General features: G+C 60.6%; 17 protein-coding genes. 5 read left to right on the top strand and 12 right to left on the bottom strand.

Translation table 11 applies throughout. From position 1 onward, the window contains the following. Positions 1-71: 71 nt before the first annotated feature. Entirely contained in the window at positions 72-1,124 is a 1,053-nt protein-coding gene (locus OMW55_RS01605) for a GGDEF domain-containing protein (RefSeq protein ID WP_264880301.1), read from the bottom strand. 711 nt (positions 1,125-1,835) lie between these two features. Here OMW55_RS01605 and OMW55_RS13865 point away from each other — a divergent pair. Next, positions 1,836-2,126: a YadA-like family protein gene (locus OMW55_RS13865; RefSeq protein ID WP_407822111.1), complete on the top strand. Its 291-nt coding sequence runs from the start codon at positions 1,836-1,838 to the stop codon at positions 2,124-2,126. A gap of 29 nt (positions 2,127-2,155) precedes the next feature. Here OMW55_RS13865 and OMW55_RS01600 read toward each other — a convergent pair whose 3' ends face one another. The 7 genes from OMW55_RS01600 to OMW55_RS01570 form a co-directional block, all read right to left on the bottom strand. Next, a complete protein-coding gene (locus OMW55_RS01600) occupies positions 2,156-3,919 on the bottom strand; it encodes a recombinase family protein (protein ID WP_264880299.1) in 1,764 nt (587 codons plus the stop codon). A gap of 68 nt (positions 3,920-3,987) precedes the next feature. Further along, entirely contained in the window at positions 3,988-4,590 is a 603-nt protein-coding gene (locus OMW55_RS01595) for an SOS response-associated peptidase (RefSeq protein ID WP_264880298.1), read from the bottom strand. Positions 4,591-4,710: 120 nt separating this feature from the next. Then, positions 4,711-5,508 (bottom strand): phenylalanine 4-monooxygenase, encoded by a 798-nt coding sequence (locus OMW55_RS01590; protein WP_264880297.1) that lies wholly within the window; start codon positions 5,506-5,508, stop codon positions 4,711-4,713. Positions 5,509-6,072: 564 nt separating this feature from the next. Next, positions 6,073-6,546, bottom strand: coding sequence for a hypothetical protein (locus OMW55_RS01585; RefSeq protein ID WP_264880296.1), 474 nt, complete (start codon positions 6,544-6,546; stop codon positions 6,073-6,075). Further along, positions 6,503-7,009 (bottom strand): serine hydrolase domain-containing protein, encoded by a 507-nt coding sequence (locus OMW55_RS01580; protein WP_264880294.1) that lies wholly within the window; start codon positions 7,007-7,009, stop codon positions 6,503-6,505. Before OMW55_RS01580 ends, OMW55_RS01585 begins: the two co-directional genes overlap by 44 nt. A 36-nt stretch (positions 7,010-7,045) precedes the next feature. After that, complete coding sequence (locus OMW55_RS01575) at positions 7,046-7,264, bottom strand: hypothetical protein (RefSeq protein WP_264880293.1); 219 nt, start codon at positions 7,262-7,264, stop codon at positions 7,046-7,048. 229 nt (positions 7,265-7,493) lie between these two features. Then, complete coding sequence (locus OMW55_RS01570; protein WP_264880292.1) at positions 7,494-8,393, bottom strand: LysR family transcriptional regulator; 900 nt, start codon at positions 8,391-8,393, stop codon at positions 7,494-7,496. Positions 8,394-8,710: 317 nt separating this feature from the next. Here OMW55_RS01570 and OMW55_RS01565 point away from each other — a divergent pair, with 317 nt between their 5' ends. Further along, on the top strand, positions 8,711-9,415 hold the full coding sequence (locus OMW55_RS01565) for an alpha/beta hydrolase (protein ID WP_264880291.1): 705 nt from the start codon (positions 8,711-8,713) through the stop codon (positions 9,413-9,415). Positions 9,416-9,529: 114 nt separating this feature from the next. Here OMW55_RS01565 and OMW55_RS01560 read toward each other — a convergent pair whose 3' ends face one another. The 4 genes from OMW55_RS01560 to OMW55_RS01545 are packed head-to-tail and all read right to left on the bottom strand — an operon-like array spanning position 9,530 to position 14,239. Then, on the bottom strand, positions 9,530-10,171 hold the full coding sequence (locus OMW55_RS01560) for a TetR/AcrR family transcriptional regulator (RefSeq protein WP_264880290.1): 642 nt from the start codon (positions 10,169-10,171) through the stop codon (positions 9,530-9,532). Further along, positions 10,171-11,565, bottom strand: a complete 1,395-nt coding sequence (locus tag OMW55_RS01555; RefSeq protein WP_264881970.1) for an efflux transporter outer membrane subunit — start codon at positions 11,563-11,565, stop codon at positions 10,171-10,173. Before OMW55_RS01555 ends, OMW55_RS01560 begins: the two co-directional genes overlap by 1 nt. Then, positions 11,565-13,124, bottom strand: a complete 1,560-nt coding sequence (locus OMW55_RS01550) for a DHA2 family efflux MFS transporter permease subunit (RefSeq protein ID WP_264880288.1) — start codon at positions 13,122-13,124, stop codon at positions 11,565-11,567. Before OMW55_RS01550 ends, OMW55_RS01555 begins: the two co-directional genes overlap by 1 nt. After that, positions 13,124-14,239 (bottom strand): HlyD family secretion protein, encoded by a 1,116-nt coding sequence (locus tag OMW55_RS01545; RefSeq protein ID WP_264880287.1) that lies wholly within the window; start codon positions 14,237-14,239, stop codon positions 13,124-13,126. Before OMW55_RS01545 ends, OMW55_RS01550 begins: the two co-directional genes overlap by 1 nt. 265 nt (positions 14,240-14,504) lie before the next feature. On the opposite strand from OMW55_RS01545, the gene OMW55_RS01540 reads away from it, so the two are divergent. From OMW55_RS01540 to OMW55_RS01530, 3 genes are all read left to right on the top strand, one after another. Beyond that, positions 14,505-15,578, top strand: coding sequence for an AI-2E family transporter (locus OMW55_RS01540; protein ID WP_264880285.1), 1,074 nt, complete (start codon positions 14,505-14,507; stop codon positions 15,576-15,578). Between the two features lie 284 nt (positions 15,579-15,862). After that, entirely contained in the window at positions 15,863-16,207 is a 345-nt protein-coding gene (locus OMW55_RS01535; protein ID WP_319950646.1) for a DUF2218 domain-containing protein, read from the top strand. Then, a complete protein-coding gene (locus OMW55_RS01530) occupies positions 16,204-17,028 on the top strand; it encodes a DODA-type extradiol aromatic ring-opening family dioxygenase (protein WP_264880283.1) in 825 nt (274 codons plus the stop codon). Before OMW55_RS01535 ends, OMW55_RS01530 begins: the two co-directional genes overlap by 4 nt. Positions 17,029-17,044: the final 16 nt, after the last annotated feature.

The following is a 17,044-nucleotide window of genomic DNA, read 5'->3' as shown; positions in this document are numbered from 1 at the left end:
TACGTTTAGGAGAATTTACCTTTCAATCCAGAATGGGGTATTTGGCTAGTACGAGCACAGCTGCATCGCTGTTAGGCAGACACTCTCATCGTTGCTGTAGAAGAGCTATGAAGGGCCTTGTCGATGTAAAGCGCTTCGTCTGCTATCTCGAGCAGCCGATAAAGTCCTAGACCGTCGCCCTCAGTCGTAGAGAATCCAGCACTTACACCAACGACTACTCGCTGGCTGCCCAGGTCGTAAGGTTCGGACACTACCTTCTTCAATCTCCTCGCCATGAGATCAACTTCGTCCCGATGCTCAACATCCGGTTGGAAAAAGACGAACTCGTCTCCGCCTAACCGGACCGCAATCTCTCGTTGCTGAGCCATGCCCCTAAGTCGTGCTGCAACTTGGGCGAGAAGCATGTCGCCAACGAGGTGGCCGTAGGCATCATTGATAGGCTTGAAGCCGTCCAGATCGAGGCAGTGGATTGCCACGTTCCGTTCACGCCCGAGTTCGATTTCTCTCTGATAAGCGTCCTGGAGCGCAACGCGGTTGGCCAAGCCCGTCAATGGGTCAGTTCTCGCCATCGCTGAAAGCGTGTATCTGATTTCGATTGCGTCAACTGCCCCTCTGTAGCGCGACAGAACGCTAGTGAAACTGCCGAGGAGTAGCGCCAAGAGCATACCGGCCAGCAGCAGGCGAGGAGCATCCCCGATTGCTAGCGCCACTAGCACTGAAGGGCAAACGGCAGCCAGTTGAGAGGGGTAAGCGATCCAGGGCCGCAGTGAGACGCTAGCGGCCGCCCCCGCCGCATAACCAACAATCAGCGTTACAAAGAGCGGTTGCTCTGCAGGTTGGCATTCCCACATACCGGCGGCTGCGAACAGGCCAAGAACTGAAGCAAAGGCAAGATACAGATACCCGAATCTGATCTCGATGCGCTTCGCACTACTATAAACGAGCGTTGCTCTATTGAGCCTTCGGCGAAGTAGATAGAATGTCGTTGGACGCGCAAGTGATAGCACGACGCCGAGCGCGCCTAGGTATCGCATGATTAAATTTGGGTGATTGCTTGAACAGAGCACGGCTGCAAGAATGAATAATACACTCATGATGAGCATAGGCACGGAATTGTCGAACAAGCTTCGAACCAACTCGACGCGCGTAGACCTCGACACGTCTTCAACATCTACAGAGCGGCTGGGCATATCAGAGCGCTAGAGCAATGATGTCGCTGGCAGCTTACCTAAGGGTCCAGAGTGGACCATTTCCTTCCGAAAGCTCTGCCGAGGCCCGCGCTCTGCCTGTTGCCAGTCGGACAGCGGTATGGTGCTCGTTGGATCTTCGCACTCACTCGTCTGCAATAGGTGGAAAGCAGACTACGGACGGCTCAGACCCCGGTCGATCGTTGAGCGACAGGATCTTCGTACTGCGGCGGGATGACACGCTCGTTGTCAAGCGTATACCCGCGCACCCGAGCGGGGCGTAGTGTGACCAATTCAAGTGGTGGCCCAGCCTACCCGACCTAGCCTGACTGTAAGCGGGATAGCATCGATGTGCTCGGACGGGTCATCTGGGCAGGTCGACGGCTCGCCTCAGCCAATTGGAAACGGATGCCTGGGGAGCGCTTGGCACAAGCTTGCTCGACCCAGGACCCTGACCCCCGAGCGGGCTAAGCCCGATGTAAGTGAGAACTCTTACCGAAAGAAGTATAGTGACCCAGCCTAGCCGACGACGCCGAACGGCGGAATTCCGAGAGCAATGATGTCACGCTGGTTGGATGAGTTGCGGGAGCCTTTGCCACGCAGAACGTCGCTGACGACGCAGTCGCGGCAGGCTCGACCGATGCCGTGATGGTGGTCAGCTCGCACCGACCAATGAGGCCATTGCCAACGCGCAGGTGGCTGCGGCAGCGGCCCAGGCAGCAGCCGCGCTGGCCAATGGAGGGTGGCCGGACGATGATCACTGCCAGAGTGGGGACTTACGGTGGTCGTTCCGCAGTGGCGATTGACGCAAGCCATGCTTCGGACGACGGCCGTAGCATCTTCCGCGTAGGTGTGACGTACGACTCCAACGAGCGGGTTGGACCAACGCGGGCGTTGGCTTCCAGTTCTAACTCTTGCCCTGGCGCTCCGGTTGGCTGACACCGGAGCCGGAGCGCCAGCAAGATCAGTCAGCCGAGGGTGGTAGAAAGGTCCGCGACAATGTCGTGTTCGCCCGTATGTGAACTGGGTTCAATAAAGCCCAGCAAACGGCGCTGCTGATCCCAATCAAGTGGCAGGGCGCTATAGATCAGATCGTGAGGGCTGAGGCTTTGCGGCTGAGCTCCGTCGCAGATCGCAGTTTTTATATCTGGCGCGAGATAGTTCAGGCGGAGCAGCCGGGAGAACTTGCTGGGTCCGAGTTTGAAGTCTGCACTGATGTCTCGGATGGTTTCGCCGCGGCGACTAAGAACTGCCTCCTGAGCCTCTGACGCTCGGCGCAATAGGTTCACGAGCTTGCGGTTGATCCGGTGCTCCCGGCTCGGGTCCGCTGTCTGAATGGGCAGGCAAAAATCGCGATGTGCCGAGACTACATGCGCATTGATGGTTAGCAGGTACGCCCTGCCCGTGTGTGAGTTGCCAGCTATCGGCTCTAAAGCAGGGACCGGCTCACCACTCGCAAACCGGATCAAATTGCGTATCGACAGTAGCAACCGAAGCTCAGATTTCGCCACTTCAATCCGTATTAGACATGCTTGATAGAACTCGCGCAACTCGAGGCGATCCATGTGCATGAAAGCTGCAGCGGCTGCGCTGCACCGCTGGCCGAGCTGGTTCATGTCTATGTCGATTGTGCCGGTGCTGAGTAGCATGCGTCGCACGCGATCAGGGTCGGCAAGCAAAGTCGCGATGGCCTGGTAAGTCAGATCCTCAACATGGTCTGCCCGGACACGGATTAGGTCGAGGTAGTGCTTCCGAACACGGCATTTGGGTGCCGTTTGATAGAAGCGGTAGCGGTCCTTCAAACTCCCGCCATCCTGCACGAAGAGCTTTCGATCGTAGCCATCGTATATCAGGCCGCTGAGAAGGTTCCTTCCTGGGTCGCGAGGCGGCTTCGGCCGGCTACGCGCAAGCTGAACCTCTTGGACACGATCCCACAATGAACGGTCGATGATTGGCTCGTGCACGCCTTCGTACCAAGTTCCTTTGCAACTGATGTACCCGATGTAGATCGGGTTTTTTATGAGCGCGTATAGTGCCCCACGGTGCATAGGAACGCCGCCAGTTATGCGACCTGCCCTTGTCACCACCTTCTTGATTGTAACGCCTTCGCCTTGCAACTGTCGCATAAGGGCGAAGATAGTTGGAAATCGCTCAAAACGCTCGAATATGCTTCGAACTATTGCAGCTTCCTCACTGTTAACTATAAGTCTACCAGCGACTTTATCGTAGCCGAGTGGAACCCTGCCTTGAACGTGAAGACCGCGCTGGCGCAATGAAGTAAGTTTGTCACGAATGCGGTCCGCTAACATCTCCCGCTCGAATTGTGCGAAGGTCAGCAATACGTTCAGTATCATGCGACCCATGCTGGTCGACGTATCGAACGATTGTGTCACGCTGACGAACGCGACATTATGGCGGGCTAGGCTGTCCATAAGTCGAACGAAATCAGACAGCGATCTGGTGAGGCGGTCGATCTTGTAGAAGACAATGACGTCTACCAGGCCGCGCTCGACGTCTAAAATCAGCTCGTGCAGAGCGGGCCGGTCAAGATTAGCCCCCGAGCGTCCGCCGTCGTCATAGCCCTTGTCGATTTCCTCCCATCCGAGATGGGCATTGCACTTGATATATGCTGAGCAGACTTCTCGTTGCGCGTGCAAAGAGTTGACCTCCTGCTCAGCAACGATGTCGGCGCTCTTGCGGGTGTAGATGGCGCATCGAATGGATTCGGCCACGGCTCAGCTCCTGCTGTCCCGGCCCCGGCACCCCTACATACAGGTGGTGAGCAAACGAGAGAAGCCACTCAAGGATTAGCGAATTGCCGCATACGCTCAGTTGCAAACGGCACTGCCAAGGCACAAGCGCTCGCCATTTCGTCTGACAGCCAGCGGCGCACGTCGGCAGGGTTTAGGATCACCGGCATAGCTTTGGGGTGGATCGCACCAACCAGCTCGTTGGGTTCGCAGGTCAGGAACGCCATGGCTCGACCCTCCTCTACCCGCCGCCAGATCCCCGCGAATGCGAACACCGGGTGCTCGGCCTCGTGCAGGCCGAACCACACCTTGCGCTTACGCTTGGTCTCCGGATCCGGCTCAGCCGTCCACTCACAGAATCTGGTCACCGGGACAATGCACCGCCGCTCTGGGCTTTTTAGGGCCGATCGCCAGAATGGGCTTGCCAGGTTGCGAACATTAGTCACCGGCCGCCTGCCGGCAGCTGTTGGCCCAGGAAAGCCCCACTGCATGACGTCAAGCACCAGCTCGTCGTCCTCCGCGCGGAGTACCGGCGCTGCGCGGTTCGGGTAGATGTCACCGAAGCTCGGCAGATTGGCAGTGTCACCACGGAATGGCCCGAAGGCACGCCGCAGTTCATCGACGGACGCGTTCATGGTGTAAAGATTGCACATGGCAGAAGCTTATCTGGCCCCACGGATATCGGCCATGGCTGTTTTCCAGACACCAGCAGGTGTCCCTTACGACACCTTATGGCCTCCATCAGAAATGCCGCTTGTCGGATCCACTGGCACTCAAGCGGACGTCGGCTCAGGAACGGTCAGGTGAGACAGAGTGGCGCCTTCAAGAGCACTGACCACGGCCTCCAGGCTATCAGATACGAAATACAACGGCTGCATAGCATCGTGGCGGTAAGATGCTGCAATCGCTTCTTCCACGGTGAAGCGTCGTCGCTCGATACTCTCATCTTCAAGGCTAGCGCGAGCTTCACCGAAGCTGGACGCCAGCCCTGCGCCCAGGATGCGGACATGATCCGCTTCCCTGCACAAGCCAAACTCGATGGTGTGCCAATAGAGCCGGGCTACATGGTGTCCCAAGCCGGCCGCAATCGCCCTTAGTCCGAGATCCCCAATCGATTGCATGGCGTTCGCCATCCCGGTGTGCGCAAGCATGGGCACGTGGCCGAAAATGTCGTGGAAACAGTCAGGCTCTTCCAGATAGTCCAAATGCACACGGGTTCGGATAAAATTTCCGATCGGAAAGAGGCGGTCAGCAAGCATTGCAAAGAATGCCTCGTCCGGCACAAGTCCGGCCACCGAAACGCAGCGCCAACCGGTGCGTGCAAGCAACCGCTGGTTCAAACGCGTAAGCTCCGGCACGCCGGGGGCATTTAGCTCTAAGAGGTCGAGCCCATCCAGGAAACTGCTGACGACCCGGCCCCTCAATAGCTGCACCTGCCGCTTGAACAGAATGTCCCAGACGGCATGATCCTCCGGCGTGAAGTTGCACCAGCCTTGATCAATCAGGTGAGCCTGCCAGGGCTTTCCTCCTCTGGTCGAGGCGGTCATGCTCTCCGGTTCAACGAACATCATGGATCTCCAGGCACAAAAAACCCCGCCTGACGGTGTCGGGCGGGGCAGGTGTTTGCTTGTCTGTCAGACGCGCGTCAGCCGATCCCCACCTGGTAGGGATAGTAGTAGCTCGCGGCTGCAATCGAACGGCTCATGGGATGGGCTTATCGTCATGTAGATCTGAATGCCAGATGATCGCCGGTTATGATGGCTGTTGTTGCGATCCGCCAGTCCTAAGCCTTCGATGCCGGTGAGGTGAGGTCTCGATAGCGGCATGAGGGCGCTTGCGGCCATGTACGAAGCCGCTCTGAAGATCCGGAGGGCCGCGGGGCTGACACAGTCTCCAGTGACATGAATGACCGTTTGCCACCCGTCATGGTCAGTTCGCAAGCTGCCGTTCTGCTTTCCACCACAAACAACGCTGAGGTGGGGTCAGTCTGAGTGTCGGCAAGTGGCCGATAGCGGCTGGTCTGCTTACGGCAGCTTCCGACCCGAACCGGACATTCCGTTGCGAAGTTTCGGTCATCGAACTCCTCAGCGTACCTTGTCGTGAGCAGCCGAAGCAGTGCGTCGGTACCTTCGCAATCAGCTCTTGTTACTTCGGCGGGGCTTTGGCGGTGCCACTTTCGGTAGCGTGACTTCACCGCCGGCAGTGACAGTTGCGTGCGTCACCTGCCCTCGTTCTTCAGCAAAGCGGATCGGGACTCCCATCGCTTCGATCAAAAACGAGTCGTCGCCAAGCGGCAGCATCTGGCTGACCGGCTGGTCGACGAGCTGTGCCGTTAGTCTCCGGCCATCGCTGCGCACTTCGAGATCACCGAACGGAGTGGAGTAGGTCCCGGCGAACAAAGCGAGGCGGCGCGCCGGTATGCTGAGCAAAGACTTCTTGGCGTTATCGAGCGCCTCCTTCGCCTTGGGATCGGCAGGATCAAGCTTGAGACCCCTCGCCGCCGCTTCCGTGGCTTCGATCGGCCGGCCTGAGCGGCGTAGTGCATCCGACAGGATCGCATAATCCTCAGGGGTGGCTGGAGCCCTTGCGAGGTTCAGCTGGTTTGCCATCGCGCGACAGTGCAATGCCCGCGCTGTGGCTCAGCAGCCTTCGGGCAGTCAGCCGCGCAACTTCGGGGGAAACGCCGTCTAAATAGCGGCCGACCGGCGCATCGAGATCAATCTTGCCGCGCGACGCCAACAGCAGGACGCCGTAAGCGAACACGGGTTTACTCAGCGAGGCTGCTTCGAAAACGGTGTCGTCTGTCACCGCTCGGCCGGACTGCACGTCCGCGATACCAAAGTGGTAAAGTGCGACCGTTCCATCGTGCAGCACCGCCATTTGCAGGCCCGGCACGAGCGCCTGCGCCATGACAGCCGGGATCTGTTTAACCGGAATATCGCCCCTCACGTCGGTTCTCGAGGCTGCCGCCGCAGGAGGGACGAGAAGCCCGCCGAGCACCAATGCGAAGGAGCTGAACCGCAGCATCCTTTGCAGGAAGCTGGTGCCAGCGATGTTACCTAGACCATTCATAAGAACCTCTTGGTGGTACGAGCGCATCAGTTGCGGTCATTGAAGATAGGGAGCTTCGTTGCGGGCAATTTGCGAGAACTCATCCTCCGTCATGGGCACCCGGCGAAAGTTGGCCCAAGCGTCGGCAATGCTGCTTGGATACGAGGCGGTGGCGTCCGACCCGAACATGATCTTGCCGAGACCAATCTGGCGTAGGCGCGACGCGATCTTAGCCAGCGTCGCGACTTGCTGCTTCAGATGACGAAGCGCGGCCACATCGTGGCTGTAATTCCGTACCTACAACGTCAGCAATAGGTCGTAAGCAGAAACAAGCTACTTGGCTGAACGAACGTCTGCATACGGGTAACCGGGCGACGCCCTCGGCGTCTGAGATGGGCGCTGAGCGGCACGGCCGCAAATGGCCGGAAGCGGCTGGTCAGCTTCTCAATGAAGCTTCTTACAAGCGGACATCAGCAGCCGGCTTCGTCTTTGACGATATGGCCTTTCATGGTCGATTGCTGCGCGACTGGAGCTCATCGAGCAGGAACCTGGCGGCAATTCCGAGTGGGTGGTTGCGGCGGTGGACGGCGTAGATGGGAATGGCGCCGGGCAACACTGCGGGGTCATCAATTGGCAAGCGCTTGAGCTTGCCGGCAGCTAGATGCCCCTCAATAAGGTGCAGAGGCATGGTCGCCCAGCCGAAGCCCGCGAGCAGGAAATCAAGTCGGCGACCTAAGTCGACAAAGCGCCAAACACGGGGGCTGACAACGCTGTAGCTCGGTCCTTCAGCGCTCTCGGGATCAGTTAACACCAGTTGCACATGCTCGGCCAGCACCTCCCGCTCGAGTTTGCGCTGCTCCATCGACAACGGGTGCGACGGCGCAGCGACTGGAACCAGCTCGATCGACGCGACGGGATAAGCCTGCAGATCCTGCGCCTGATTGGGTAGCATTATGCACAGACCGAGGGTTGCTGCGCCCGCCCTGATGCGGCGTTCGGCCCCACCCAGCGCCTCTGTGAACAAGGTCACGGCAAGGTCCGGAAACCGTTCCCGAAGGGCGGCTAAGCCGTCAATCACCGGCTTAGTTGGGACCATTCCATCAACAGCGAAAGTCAGTTCGGGCTCAAGCCCCTCCGCAATAGCTTTCGCCGACCGCTCGAACAGGTCGGCTTGGCGGAGAACCTGGCGAGCTTGGGCAACGAGGGCTCGCCCCGCTTCCGTTAGCACGGGCGCCCGACCGGACCGGTCGAAAAGCTGCACGCGCTGGACTTGTTCAAGCGTCTGAACAGCGTGGCTGATAGCAGACTGAGCGCGCTGGAGCTTGCGACCAGCAGCGGAAAAGCTGCCCGTTTCTGCTATGGTCACCAATACCCGAAGCTGGTCGAGGGTGAGTGTCCCAAGCACACGCTATCTCCTGCTGAGATAGATGCCATACATCGTTTATCTCTCCCGTGGAGATGCTGTCGCGCTTAACTTCCAAGCACGTTCCTCAATAGATGCGCGAAAGAAGTCGACACATGCCCGTGAGTATCTCAGATCGCTTGCGGGCTTGGTTCCTCTCTGCCGTCGTGACCCGCCTCATCAGGCCGCCAGCGATAACGCTTACTAAGCGGGTTGTGTCGGATCCTCAGGTCATTCGCGTCCCGACTAGACATGGACCCGTCCGTTGCTTTGTCACGCGCCCACCTGAAGGTGGGCCAAGGGTCGCTGACCTGCCGCCCGTGCATATCAACTTCCACGGCGGCGCTTTCCTGATCGGCGCGCCCCAACAAGATGAGCACGTCGTGCGCCTGATCGCGGCCGAGGTCGGATCGGTGGTGATCAACGTTGATTATAGCCGCGCGCCTAAGGTTCGCTTCCCGCATGCGCATGAGGAATGCTTTGACGTTCTCCGCTGGGCTGCCGCTGCAGCAGCCGAGCAGGGGTGGGACGGCGAGCGGATTACGATCAGTGGCGGCAGCGCAGGGGGAAACCTTGCGTTGGGAGCACTTGAACTCGCGCGCAGGGCGGGTGGCCCTGCGGTTTGCGCCGCCGTCCTGGTGGTGCCGGCAGTGGACGTCTCGGCCCCTCCGTCAGCGTATGTCTCGGACATACCAAATCCGTTTGTCGGCCCTTCGTTGGTACGCACCATGCAGGCCGCCTATTTCCCGGACGAGGCGCAACGGAGTGACCCGCTTGCGTCTCCTTTGCTCGGGAATGAAGAGATCGACGCTCTTCCACCGCTACTGATCATGACCGCCGAGCACGACAGCCTTCGGAAGCAGCAGGATCGCTTCATCGATAAAGCACTCCTGCACGGTGTAGCGGTGACCTTTGAGTGCTTCCCGGGCGTGGATCACGACTTCAACTTGAATGAAAAGACGCCAGCGGCTGTGTGGGATGAGTTCAAGGTGCTAGTCACGCGTCACCTGCGCAGCCATCTGTGAGGCCGAAGTTGCAAAGCAGCAGAAGGAGGGGCCCGCACGCGAAAGCCCCTTGCTGCTGCCGGGAGATCTTCCTGGGGAAGGCTGTGCCGAGCAGGGGATGGAAGCTCCAGATGTTCAATCTTGAGCTAGCGCCAGTGCCCGCTTGAAGACCCTTGCATGGCGACGGGCCCAGTCGAATGCATCATCCGTTTTCCGCCGCATTCGCGCGTGGCCAAATACACTTTCCAGCCAGAGCTGGGCGATGAACTCGGGTTGCTTTACGGGCACGCACCACTTCGATGCAATTTGCGTAAGATGGTGAGCAATCATTTCCGTCGAGCGGCCGTAAAGCCAGTCTCGAGCCTCTTCACCAACAATGGGATCGGCTAAGTCCAACCAATCGATCATCCGTTCGAGCGCACGGCCTTCCGAAGCAGTCATCAATGACGCGACGCGCTCCGCAAGCAACGCAAGTTCCTCTTCGAGGGTCTCACCCATCGGGATGTCGCTCTCGAACTGCTGCTCAAATGACCTGAGGCGATGTTCGAGGATCGCACGCGCAAGCTCGACCTTGCTCGGAAACCGCGCGTAGATCGTTGCCTTCCCTGCTCCGGCAACCACGGCAAGCCGATCGAAGCTTAGGCCGTCGGGTCCGTGCTCAAGAACAATGGTCCAGGCTGCGCCAAGGATTCGTTCGGCGATAAGGGCGGCCGCCTCTGCGGGTGGGCGACCGCCGCGAGACTTGGGAGCGCTTTCCAAAACAGCCTTCGCGTTCATCAGGTCCGCCAGCCTAGCCCAAGCGCCTTGGAAAGGTCGATATAGGAGATCGTAAGCGCGCTTCGGGCTTCCACCTCGGCGAGCTCGGCGTCGAACTGGCGCCGCCTGGCTTCGAGCGCATCGGCCTGTGCAATGGTCCCGGCTCTAGCGCGCTGGGCTTGCAACCTCGCGACCGAGCCCACGTGCCCAGATGAGGTTGAGGCCTGCGCGAGTTCGATCCGCCTGGAACCGAAGCGAGTGAGAGAGGCTTCGGCATCCTGCAGTGCGGCTAGCACCTGTTGTCGGTACTCTGCCTCGGCGGCATCTCGTGCGGCTTCCGAACCGCGCACTCGAGCCTTGTTGCGGCCAAAATCGAGAAAGGACCAGTTGATACGGGGGAGAGCGAGGGCAGTCAGGTTACTCGGGTCAAAGGCGTCTGTTGGACCAGATCCTCCCAAGCCGATCAGGCCCATGAAGCTGACCTTCGGAAACTGCTTGGCAACATCGATGCCGACCTGCGCAGTTGCCGATGCGAGTTGCCGCTCAGCGATGCGAATGTCTGGACGTCGGCGGAGTAGGCCCGTGGGATCTCCGACCGCGACGGACGCCGGCGGCAGCGGGACTGAAGCGGGACCAAGCCGTGCGTCAAGCGAGCCTGGCTCGGAACCGGTCAGTAGCGCGAGCTTGTCGAGCAAGACCTGCCGTTCAGCGTTGGATTGGGCAAGCTGGCCGGCGGTCCTCGCTGCCGTAGCGCGGGCACCTCCCACGGTCTGCGCCGGCGTCGTTCCAGCGCGGTAGCGCTGGGCGGCAAGCTGCACGAGCTCTGCGTCAATCGCCGCTTGCTGTTCCAGCAAGGCTTGCGACGTCTGATTGGCCCGAAGCGCCACGTAGGTGCGCGCGATGTCAGAGGACAACGTGACCTGCGCATCGGCGAGGCGAGCCTGCGCGGTTCCAACCTGCGCCGTTTCCTGTTCGGTGCCACGCCGCCGAGCGCCCCACAGGTCGACCTCCCATGAGGCATCTGCCCCAAGGCTGTAGAGTACGCCGTTCTGGATCGGACCTCCGTCCGGCAGATGCGCGCCGATAGCCGTGGCGGAAGCGCCGGCGGTTGGCAGCCCGATGGTGCGGGCCTCTCCCAGAGCTGCTCGGGCCTGGCGGACTCGTGCCGCCGCCGCTTTCAGAGAAGGCGCTTTCGAAAGGCCTTCTGCGACGAGCGCGTTCAGGCTTGCGTCGTTCAAAGCCTCCCACCAGCGAGCGGCGGGTTCGGATGCCACCTCCCCTTGGTTGGCCCGCGCGAAGGTACCTCGTTCTGCGGCGATCGGGGCCGGAGTTCTCGGAAGGCCGTAGTCGGGGCCGGCTGCGCAGCCTGCCAGTGCAAGGGCAGCAGCGGAGGAGACGAGAAGAAGACGAGTCATCAGTGCATCACCATGGCGCCGCCCTTCGGCAGCGGCTTGAGGAAAAGGGTTAGGGATACTGCAGTGACGATCACCCACGTGATGAAGGTGAACGAGTCATTGAAAGCCATGACCACTGCTTCACGCGTGATCGTGCCATCGAGCGCTTGGTACGCCGCATCAAGGCTGCCGAACTGGCTGACGAGCCCGCTAAAATAGTCCTGCACCTGGATATCGTTCCACTGCACGCCGGAATGCAGGTTCCAGCGGTGGAACTCGGTCCTCTCGTCCCGCAGCGTCGCGAGCACAGCCAGCCCCACGGATCCGCCGAGGTTCCGGGCTGCGTTGAACAGACCCGAGGCGTCACCTGCGTCAGCCGGATCGACAGCACTGATGGCTGCCTGGTTGAGAAAGATCATGGCCAGGACCTGGCCGAATCCGAGAATCAGCTGCGAGATCGTGAACTCACTTCCCGCCGACGCAGCGGTCAGTCCGTTGTTGATCCAGGTGGCAAAGGCCATCAGCAGGAAGCCGCCCGCAACCGCCACCCGCACATCGAGATACTTCATGGCAATTGGTAGGAGCGGCATCGCCAGCATGGCGGGAAGGCCGGATAGGAAGACCACCTGTCCCGCTTGCATCGCATTGTACCCGGCAATCCCGGCAAGGAATTGAGGGATGACGTACGAGGCTCCGTAGAGGACTACGCCCGTGGCAAGCGCCATCACAATCACGGAGGCGAATTGACGCTGCCGCATAAGTGCAAGGCGAATGACCGGACGCTTCGCTGTGAGCTGCCCGATGCCGATCAGGACGAACCCAACGATCGCAAGCGCTGAAAGCTGGGTTATCAGAGCACTATCGAACCACTGCTCGCGGTGCCCCTCCTCGAGCACGACGGTGAAACTACCTAGGCCGATTGCCATGCCGGCGATGCCCAGCCAGTCGGCCTCCCGCAGTGCGCTCCAGTTGGGGCGGTCCGAGGGCAAACCGATCAGGAGGAAAATCATCAGCCCAAGGCAGATCGGCACGTTGAGGAAGAAGGCGTAGTGCCAGCTCATTGCCTCGGTCAGCCAACCACCGATGAGCGGACCAAAGACAGGTCCAAGGATGACGGTGGAGCCGAAGAGGGCCGTGCCGATCGGCTGCTGCGACGGTGGCAGTCGCGTCGCAATGATGGTCATGGCCGTGGGTATCATCGCTCCCCCGGTAAAGCCCTGCCCCGTGCGGCCGATGATCATGGTCGTGAGGTCGCCGGCGAAGCCGCAAAGAACGGAGAAGCCGGTGAAGAGCACGGCCGCGATCAGCAGGAAGCGCCGCAAGCCGAAAACCCGTTCCAGCCATCCAGTCAGCGGTATCACGACGATCTCCGCGACCAGGTACGATGTCGCGATCCAGGTACCTTCGCTCGCCGAGGCCCCGATCTCACCCTGAATGGTCGGAAGCGCCGAGTTGACGATCGAGATGTCGAGCGTCGCCATGAAACTGCCGATCGCGCCCGCCGCTACGGCAAGCCAGTCACGGGTGCTCGCCCGACGCTCGGCGACGCTGGTTGGTACGGGGAGGACGGCGGCGGGCATCAGCGCCTCGCTTCCGCCCGGATCCGCTTCAGCTCACCCTTGGCGCCTCGCGTGTCCACCTCCACTTCGGCGGACAGGCCGGGCACGAGGAGGCGACGGATCGCCGGCCCCATGTGCACGCGGATGCGTACAGGCACTCGCTGCACGATCTTAGTGAAGTTGCCGGTCGCATTCTGCGGCGGAATGACCGAGAAATTGGCGCCGGTCCCAGGCGTGATGCTTTCAACGTCGCCCTTCAATTCAATGCCGGAAAGGGCATCGACCTTGATGGTGACGGGCTGACCGGGACGCATCAGCCCGATCTGCGTCTCCTTGAAATTTGCCTGAATGTAGATGTCGTCACTAGGAACGATGGTCATCAAACGCTGGCCGGGCTGGACGAGCTGCCCCGGCCGAGCGCTGACGTTCGCTACCCGGCCTGCCAGCGGAGCGCGCAGACGAGTGTTCGCAAGGTCGTTCAACGCTGCCGCTCGCTGCGTGCGCGCTACGCCCGCTTCCGCTTCGGATTGCCCTCCTTGCGCACCGATCGTGACCAGCTTGCGCCGTGCCGCAACCAGGGAGGCTCGTGAGCCCCCGACTTGACCCGACGCCTTGTCACGCTGCGCTATGAGATTGCTCAGCGCACTCGCCGGCTCCGCGCCGCTGGCAACGAGCGGTCGGTACCGAGCAACCTCACGATTTGCGAAGGCAAGGTCTGCCTCAGCGGTCCGAAGGGCGGCCGCGGCCTGATCGACGCCCGCCCGCGCTTCTGCAAGGGACGCGCGGGTGGTGCGCGAGGAAGCAAGAGCCGTTTCGATCTGCGCTTCGGCCTGGCTGATCCGCGTCTGGTAGTCGGTTGGATCGATCTCGATCAGCAATGTTCCGGCGGCAAGCTGCTGGTTCTCGCGAACCGGCACAGCCTTGACGTAACCGCCGAGCTTGGCGGCAACCACGGTCTGGTCGGCCTGAACGAACGCATCGTTGGTGGACTGGATGAACTGACCGTTCGCTCGGTAGTCCGAGTAACCGTAGCCACCGCCTGCAATTATTAAAAGGGCCCCGCCAAGCACGGCCGGTTTCACCCACTTGCGCGAGGAACGGACCTCTTCGCCACCTTCGATCTTCGTCTCTAACACAGCGCAGCCTTTCGGAACTATACGGTATCGTTCAGTTCTTGAAGGCGCGCATCTAAGTTGGGGTTTGCGATCTTGCAAGCCCTATCCAAACCGATCCGGCGCAATCGGATGACGACCCATTCGGCTTGGACGGAAGCCGAACTTGGAGGTCTGAGCTTCGAACACTGTCGGCGCCTGCTCACAGCCAGACAGCGGCGACTTGCGTGTTCGAAGAGGAGGGAATGCAGTTGCCAGGCCGGCAAATACATCCAATGCCACGTCCATCATGACGACAGATCGAGAGCGCCTGGAGCGAGCAGGACTTTACCTGCTGGTTGCTTCTGCAACAGTCATCCTGAGCTTGGTGGTATGGCGCTTCAGGGCGGCCATGTTGTGGGCAGTTCTGGCCGGGATACTCTTCCAGCCGTTGTTCAAGCGCATGTTGGCTCGCTGGCCTGAGCGCCCATCGAGGGCGGCAGCGGCAACCTTCATGGTGGTGATAGTTGCTCTGGTGATTCCGGCGATTATCTTAGCGAGCCTGGTTGCTCAGCAGGCTGCCGCACTCCAAGACCAACTGAGTAGCGGCCGCATTGATGTGGGCGCCTACTTTCAGCAGCTGCACGACGCTCTCCCTGCCAGGCTGCAACGCATGCTGAATAGCTCGGGCCTTGGCACACTTCAGCTTATCCAAGGACGCATCGAACAAGCGCTTACGACGAGCGCGAGCGCTATGGCCCGACAAGCCTTCACGCTTGGGGCAAATGCGGCTGCTTTTCTCCTATCCCTTGGGGTCGGGCTCTATCTCACGTTCTTCATGATCAGGGACGGTGACCCACTCGGGCGAGCCATCGTCACCGCCATGCCGCTACGTCCCCAATTGGCCGACCATATCGCGAGCAAGTGCGTGATCGTGGTGAGAGCAACCATCAAGGGGTCGGGTGTCGTTGCGCTGGTGCAAGGCGCATTGGGCGCAGCCACGTTCTGGCTCGTCGGTCTACAAGCGCCTCTGCTCTGGGGTGTGGTGATGGCGGTCGCGGCTTTGTTGCCGGCAGTCGGCCCGGCGATCATCTGGGCGCCGATCGCCATTTTCCTCTTCGCCACGGGCGAGTTGTGGCAGGCTGTTGTCGTGGTTCTGTCGGGCGTGTTCGTGATTGGCCTTATCGACAACCTGCTCCGGCCCATCCTAGTCGGACGCGATGTCGGAATGCCGGATTGGATGGTGCTCGTTACCACCCTTGGCGGCATCAGCCTTATGGGTCTTAGCGGAGTTGTTGCAGGTCCACTTGCAGGCGCAATCTTTATTGCGGCCTGGAGTGCACTTAAGGAGCAGCGGCAAGTTTCTGCCGGGTTGCCGACCTAGCAGGTCCGGACCTGTCTATGCCAGATCAGCCGGGCTGAGCTTCGCCGTCGGGAAGCAACCTTCGTGCAGCGCCTCCCGTGGTCGAGTTCGCTCATTTAAAGCATCGTCCTGGAATAACGCTCGGCAGGGTGAGGCATGGGCGGTGAGCAGACGCGTTGGCCGCGGTTGATTGTGGCCATCACGACCTATCGTTGTTACAGATAGATCCGATCGATCTTTTATCTCTGTTGGTGGCACCCTGCCGGGCGTATCTCCGCTCACGAACAGCGTAGTGGAGAGACGAAGTGACCGCTTATTCCTCAACCGCGATGGTGCCAACGGCGAATGCCAGCCGATACTTGCAACAGCTTTGCAAGCATTGGTCGCACAATCTGGAAGTCGTTTTCACGCCCGGCGAGGGTAAGATAGTCTTCCCAAGAATGGCTTTTGGAAAGAGCTATCCAGAGGATGCGTCAGTGACCCTCCGAGCCGGAGACACGGCGCTGGAATCCGTCGTGATCGCCTCCACCGAAGAGCAGCTGGAGGGCGTCAAAAAAGCGGTCGCTAGCCACCTTGATCGCTTTGCCTTCCGCGAGGCGCCCCTGTCCTTCGATTGGCGCTGGTCCTCCATTTCAGGAGAATACCGATGAGCACTCGTCTTCCCACCTATTTCATCAGCCACGGTGGAGGTCCCTGGCCCTACCTCGACGGCCCGTTCCGCCGCACCTTCGACCAGCTCGAGCAGTCGCTGCTCGACATCCGCAAGGAGCTGAACGACGCGCCGCGTGCGGTGCTCGTCATCTCCGGACACTGGGAGGAGAATGGCTTTGCCATCTCGTCCGGCGAGCAGCCGGGCATGGTCTACGACTATTCGGGTTTCCCCGAGCACACCTACCACATTCGTTATAAGGCGCCGGGCTCCCCCGCGTTGGCGAAGCGGGTGCAGGAGTTGCTTGGTGCCGGCGGCATTGGAGCACGGCTCGACCCGGATCGCGGCTTCGATCATGGCACTTTCAGCATCATGAAGCCGCTCTACCCGGGCGAAGACATTCCGCTGGTCCAGCTCTCGATCGACCGCAGCTACGATCCGGCACTTCACCTGCAGCTCGGGCGCCTGCTTGCCCCGCTGCGGGACGAGGGCGTGCTCATCATCGGCAGTGGGCTCAGCTACCACAATCTGCGCGAGGCGCGGGGCGTCGAGGGCGTTGAGCCGTCACGCCAGTTCGACGCCTGGCTCCAGCAAACGTTGGTTGCTGGACCTGCGAACGAGCGGACGGAGCACCTGCTGCATTGGGAGCAAGCCCCGCTTGCCCGCGCCGCGCACCCCAAAGAGGATCACCTGATCCCGCTGGTGGCGGTGGTGGGTGCGGCAGAGGAGGAAAGCGGCGCCCTCGTCTACCACCAGAAGGACCTGTTCGGCCGGATCACCGCGTCGAGCTTCCGCTTTGGCAATGTGCCGAGCGTCCAATAACCCGAGTTCAAGCCAC

Origin of the sequence: Sphingomonas arvum, from assembly GCF_026013565.1 — a bacterium.
Lineage (GTDB): Bacteria > Pseudomonadota > Alphaproteobacteria > Sphingomonadales > Sphingomonadaceae > Sphingomicrobium > Sphingomicrobium arvum.
The sequence above is the reverse complement of the archived record's forward strand: the minus strand, read 5'-3'. Positions and strand labels throughout refer to the sequence as shown.

Excerpts from the sequence above, each read along its gene's own strand:
- OMW55_RS13865 (WP_407822111.1), top strand. The coding sequence starts at position 1,836 with ATGGTGGTCAGCTCGCACCGACCAATGAGGCCATTGCCAACGCGCAGG.
- OMW55_RS01595 (WP_264880298.1), bottom strand. The coding sequence starts at position 4,590 with ATGTGCAATCTTTACACCATGAACGCGTCCGTCGATGAACTGCGGCGT.
- OMW55_RS01590 (WP_264880297.1), bottom strand. The coding sequence starts at position 5,508 with ATGATGTTCGTTGAACCGGAGAGCATGACCGCCTCGACCAGAGGAGGA.
- OMW55_RS01585 (WP_264880296.1), bottom strand. The coding sequence starts at position 6,546 with ATGGCAAACCAGCTGAACCTCGCAAGGGCTCCAGCCACCCCTGAGGAT.
- OMW55_RS01580 (WP_264880294.1), bottom strand. The coding sequence starts at position 7,009 with ATGAATGGTCTAGGTAACATCGCTGGCACCAGCTTCCTGCAAAGGATG.
- OMW55_RS01560 (WP_264880290.1), bottom strand. The coding sequence starts at position 10,171 with ATGAACGCGAAGGCTGTTTTGGAAAGCGCTCCCAAGTCTCGCGGCGGT.
- OMW55_RS01555 (WP_264881970.1), bottom strand. The coding sequence starts at position 11,565 with ATGACTCGTCTTCTTCTCGTCTCCTCCGCTGCTGCCCTTGCACTGGCA.
- OMW55_RS01550 (WP_264880288.1), bottom strand. The coding sequence starts at position 13,124 with ATGCCCGCCGCCGTCCTCCCCGTACCAACCAGCGTCGCCGAGCGTCGG.
- OMW55_RS01540 (WP_264880285.1), top strand. The coding sequence starts at position 14,505 with ATGACGACAGATCGAGAGCGCCTGGAGCGAGCAGGACTTTACCTGCTG.
- OMW55_RS01530 (WP_264880283.1), top strand. The coding sequence starts at position 16,204 with ATGAGCACTCGTCTTCCCACCTATTTCATCAGCCACGGTGGAGGTCCC.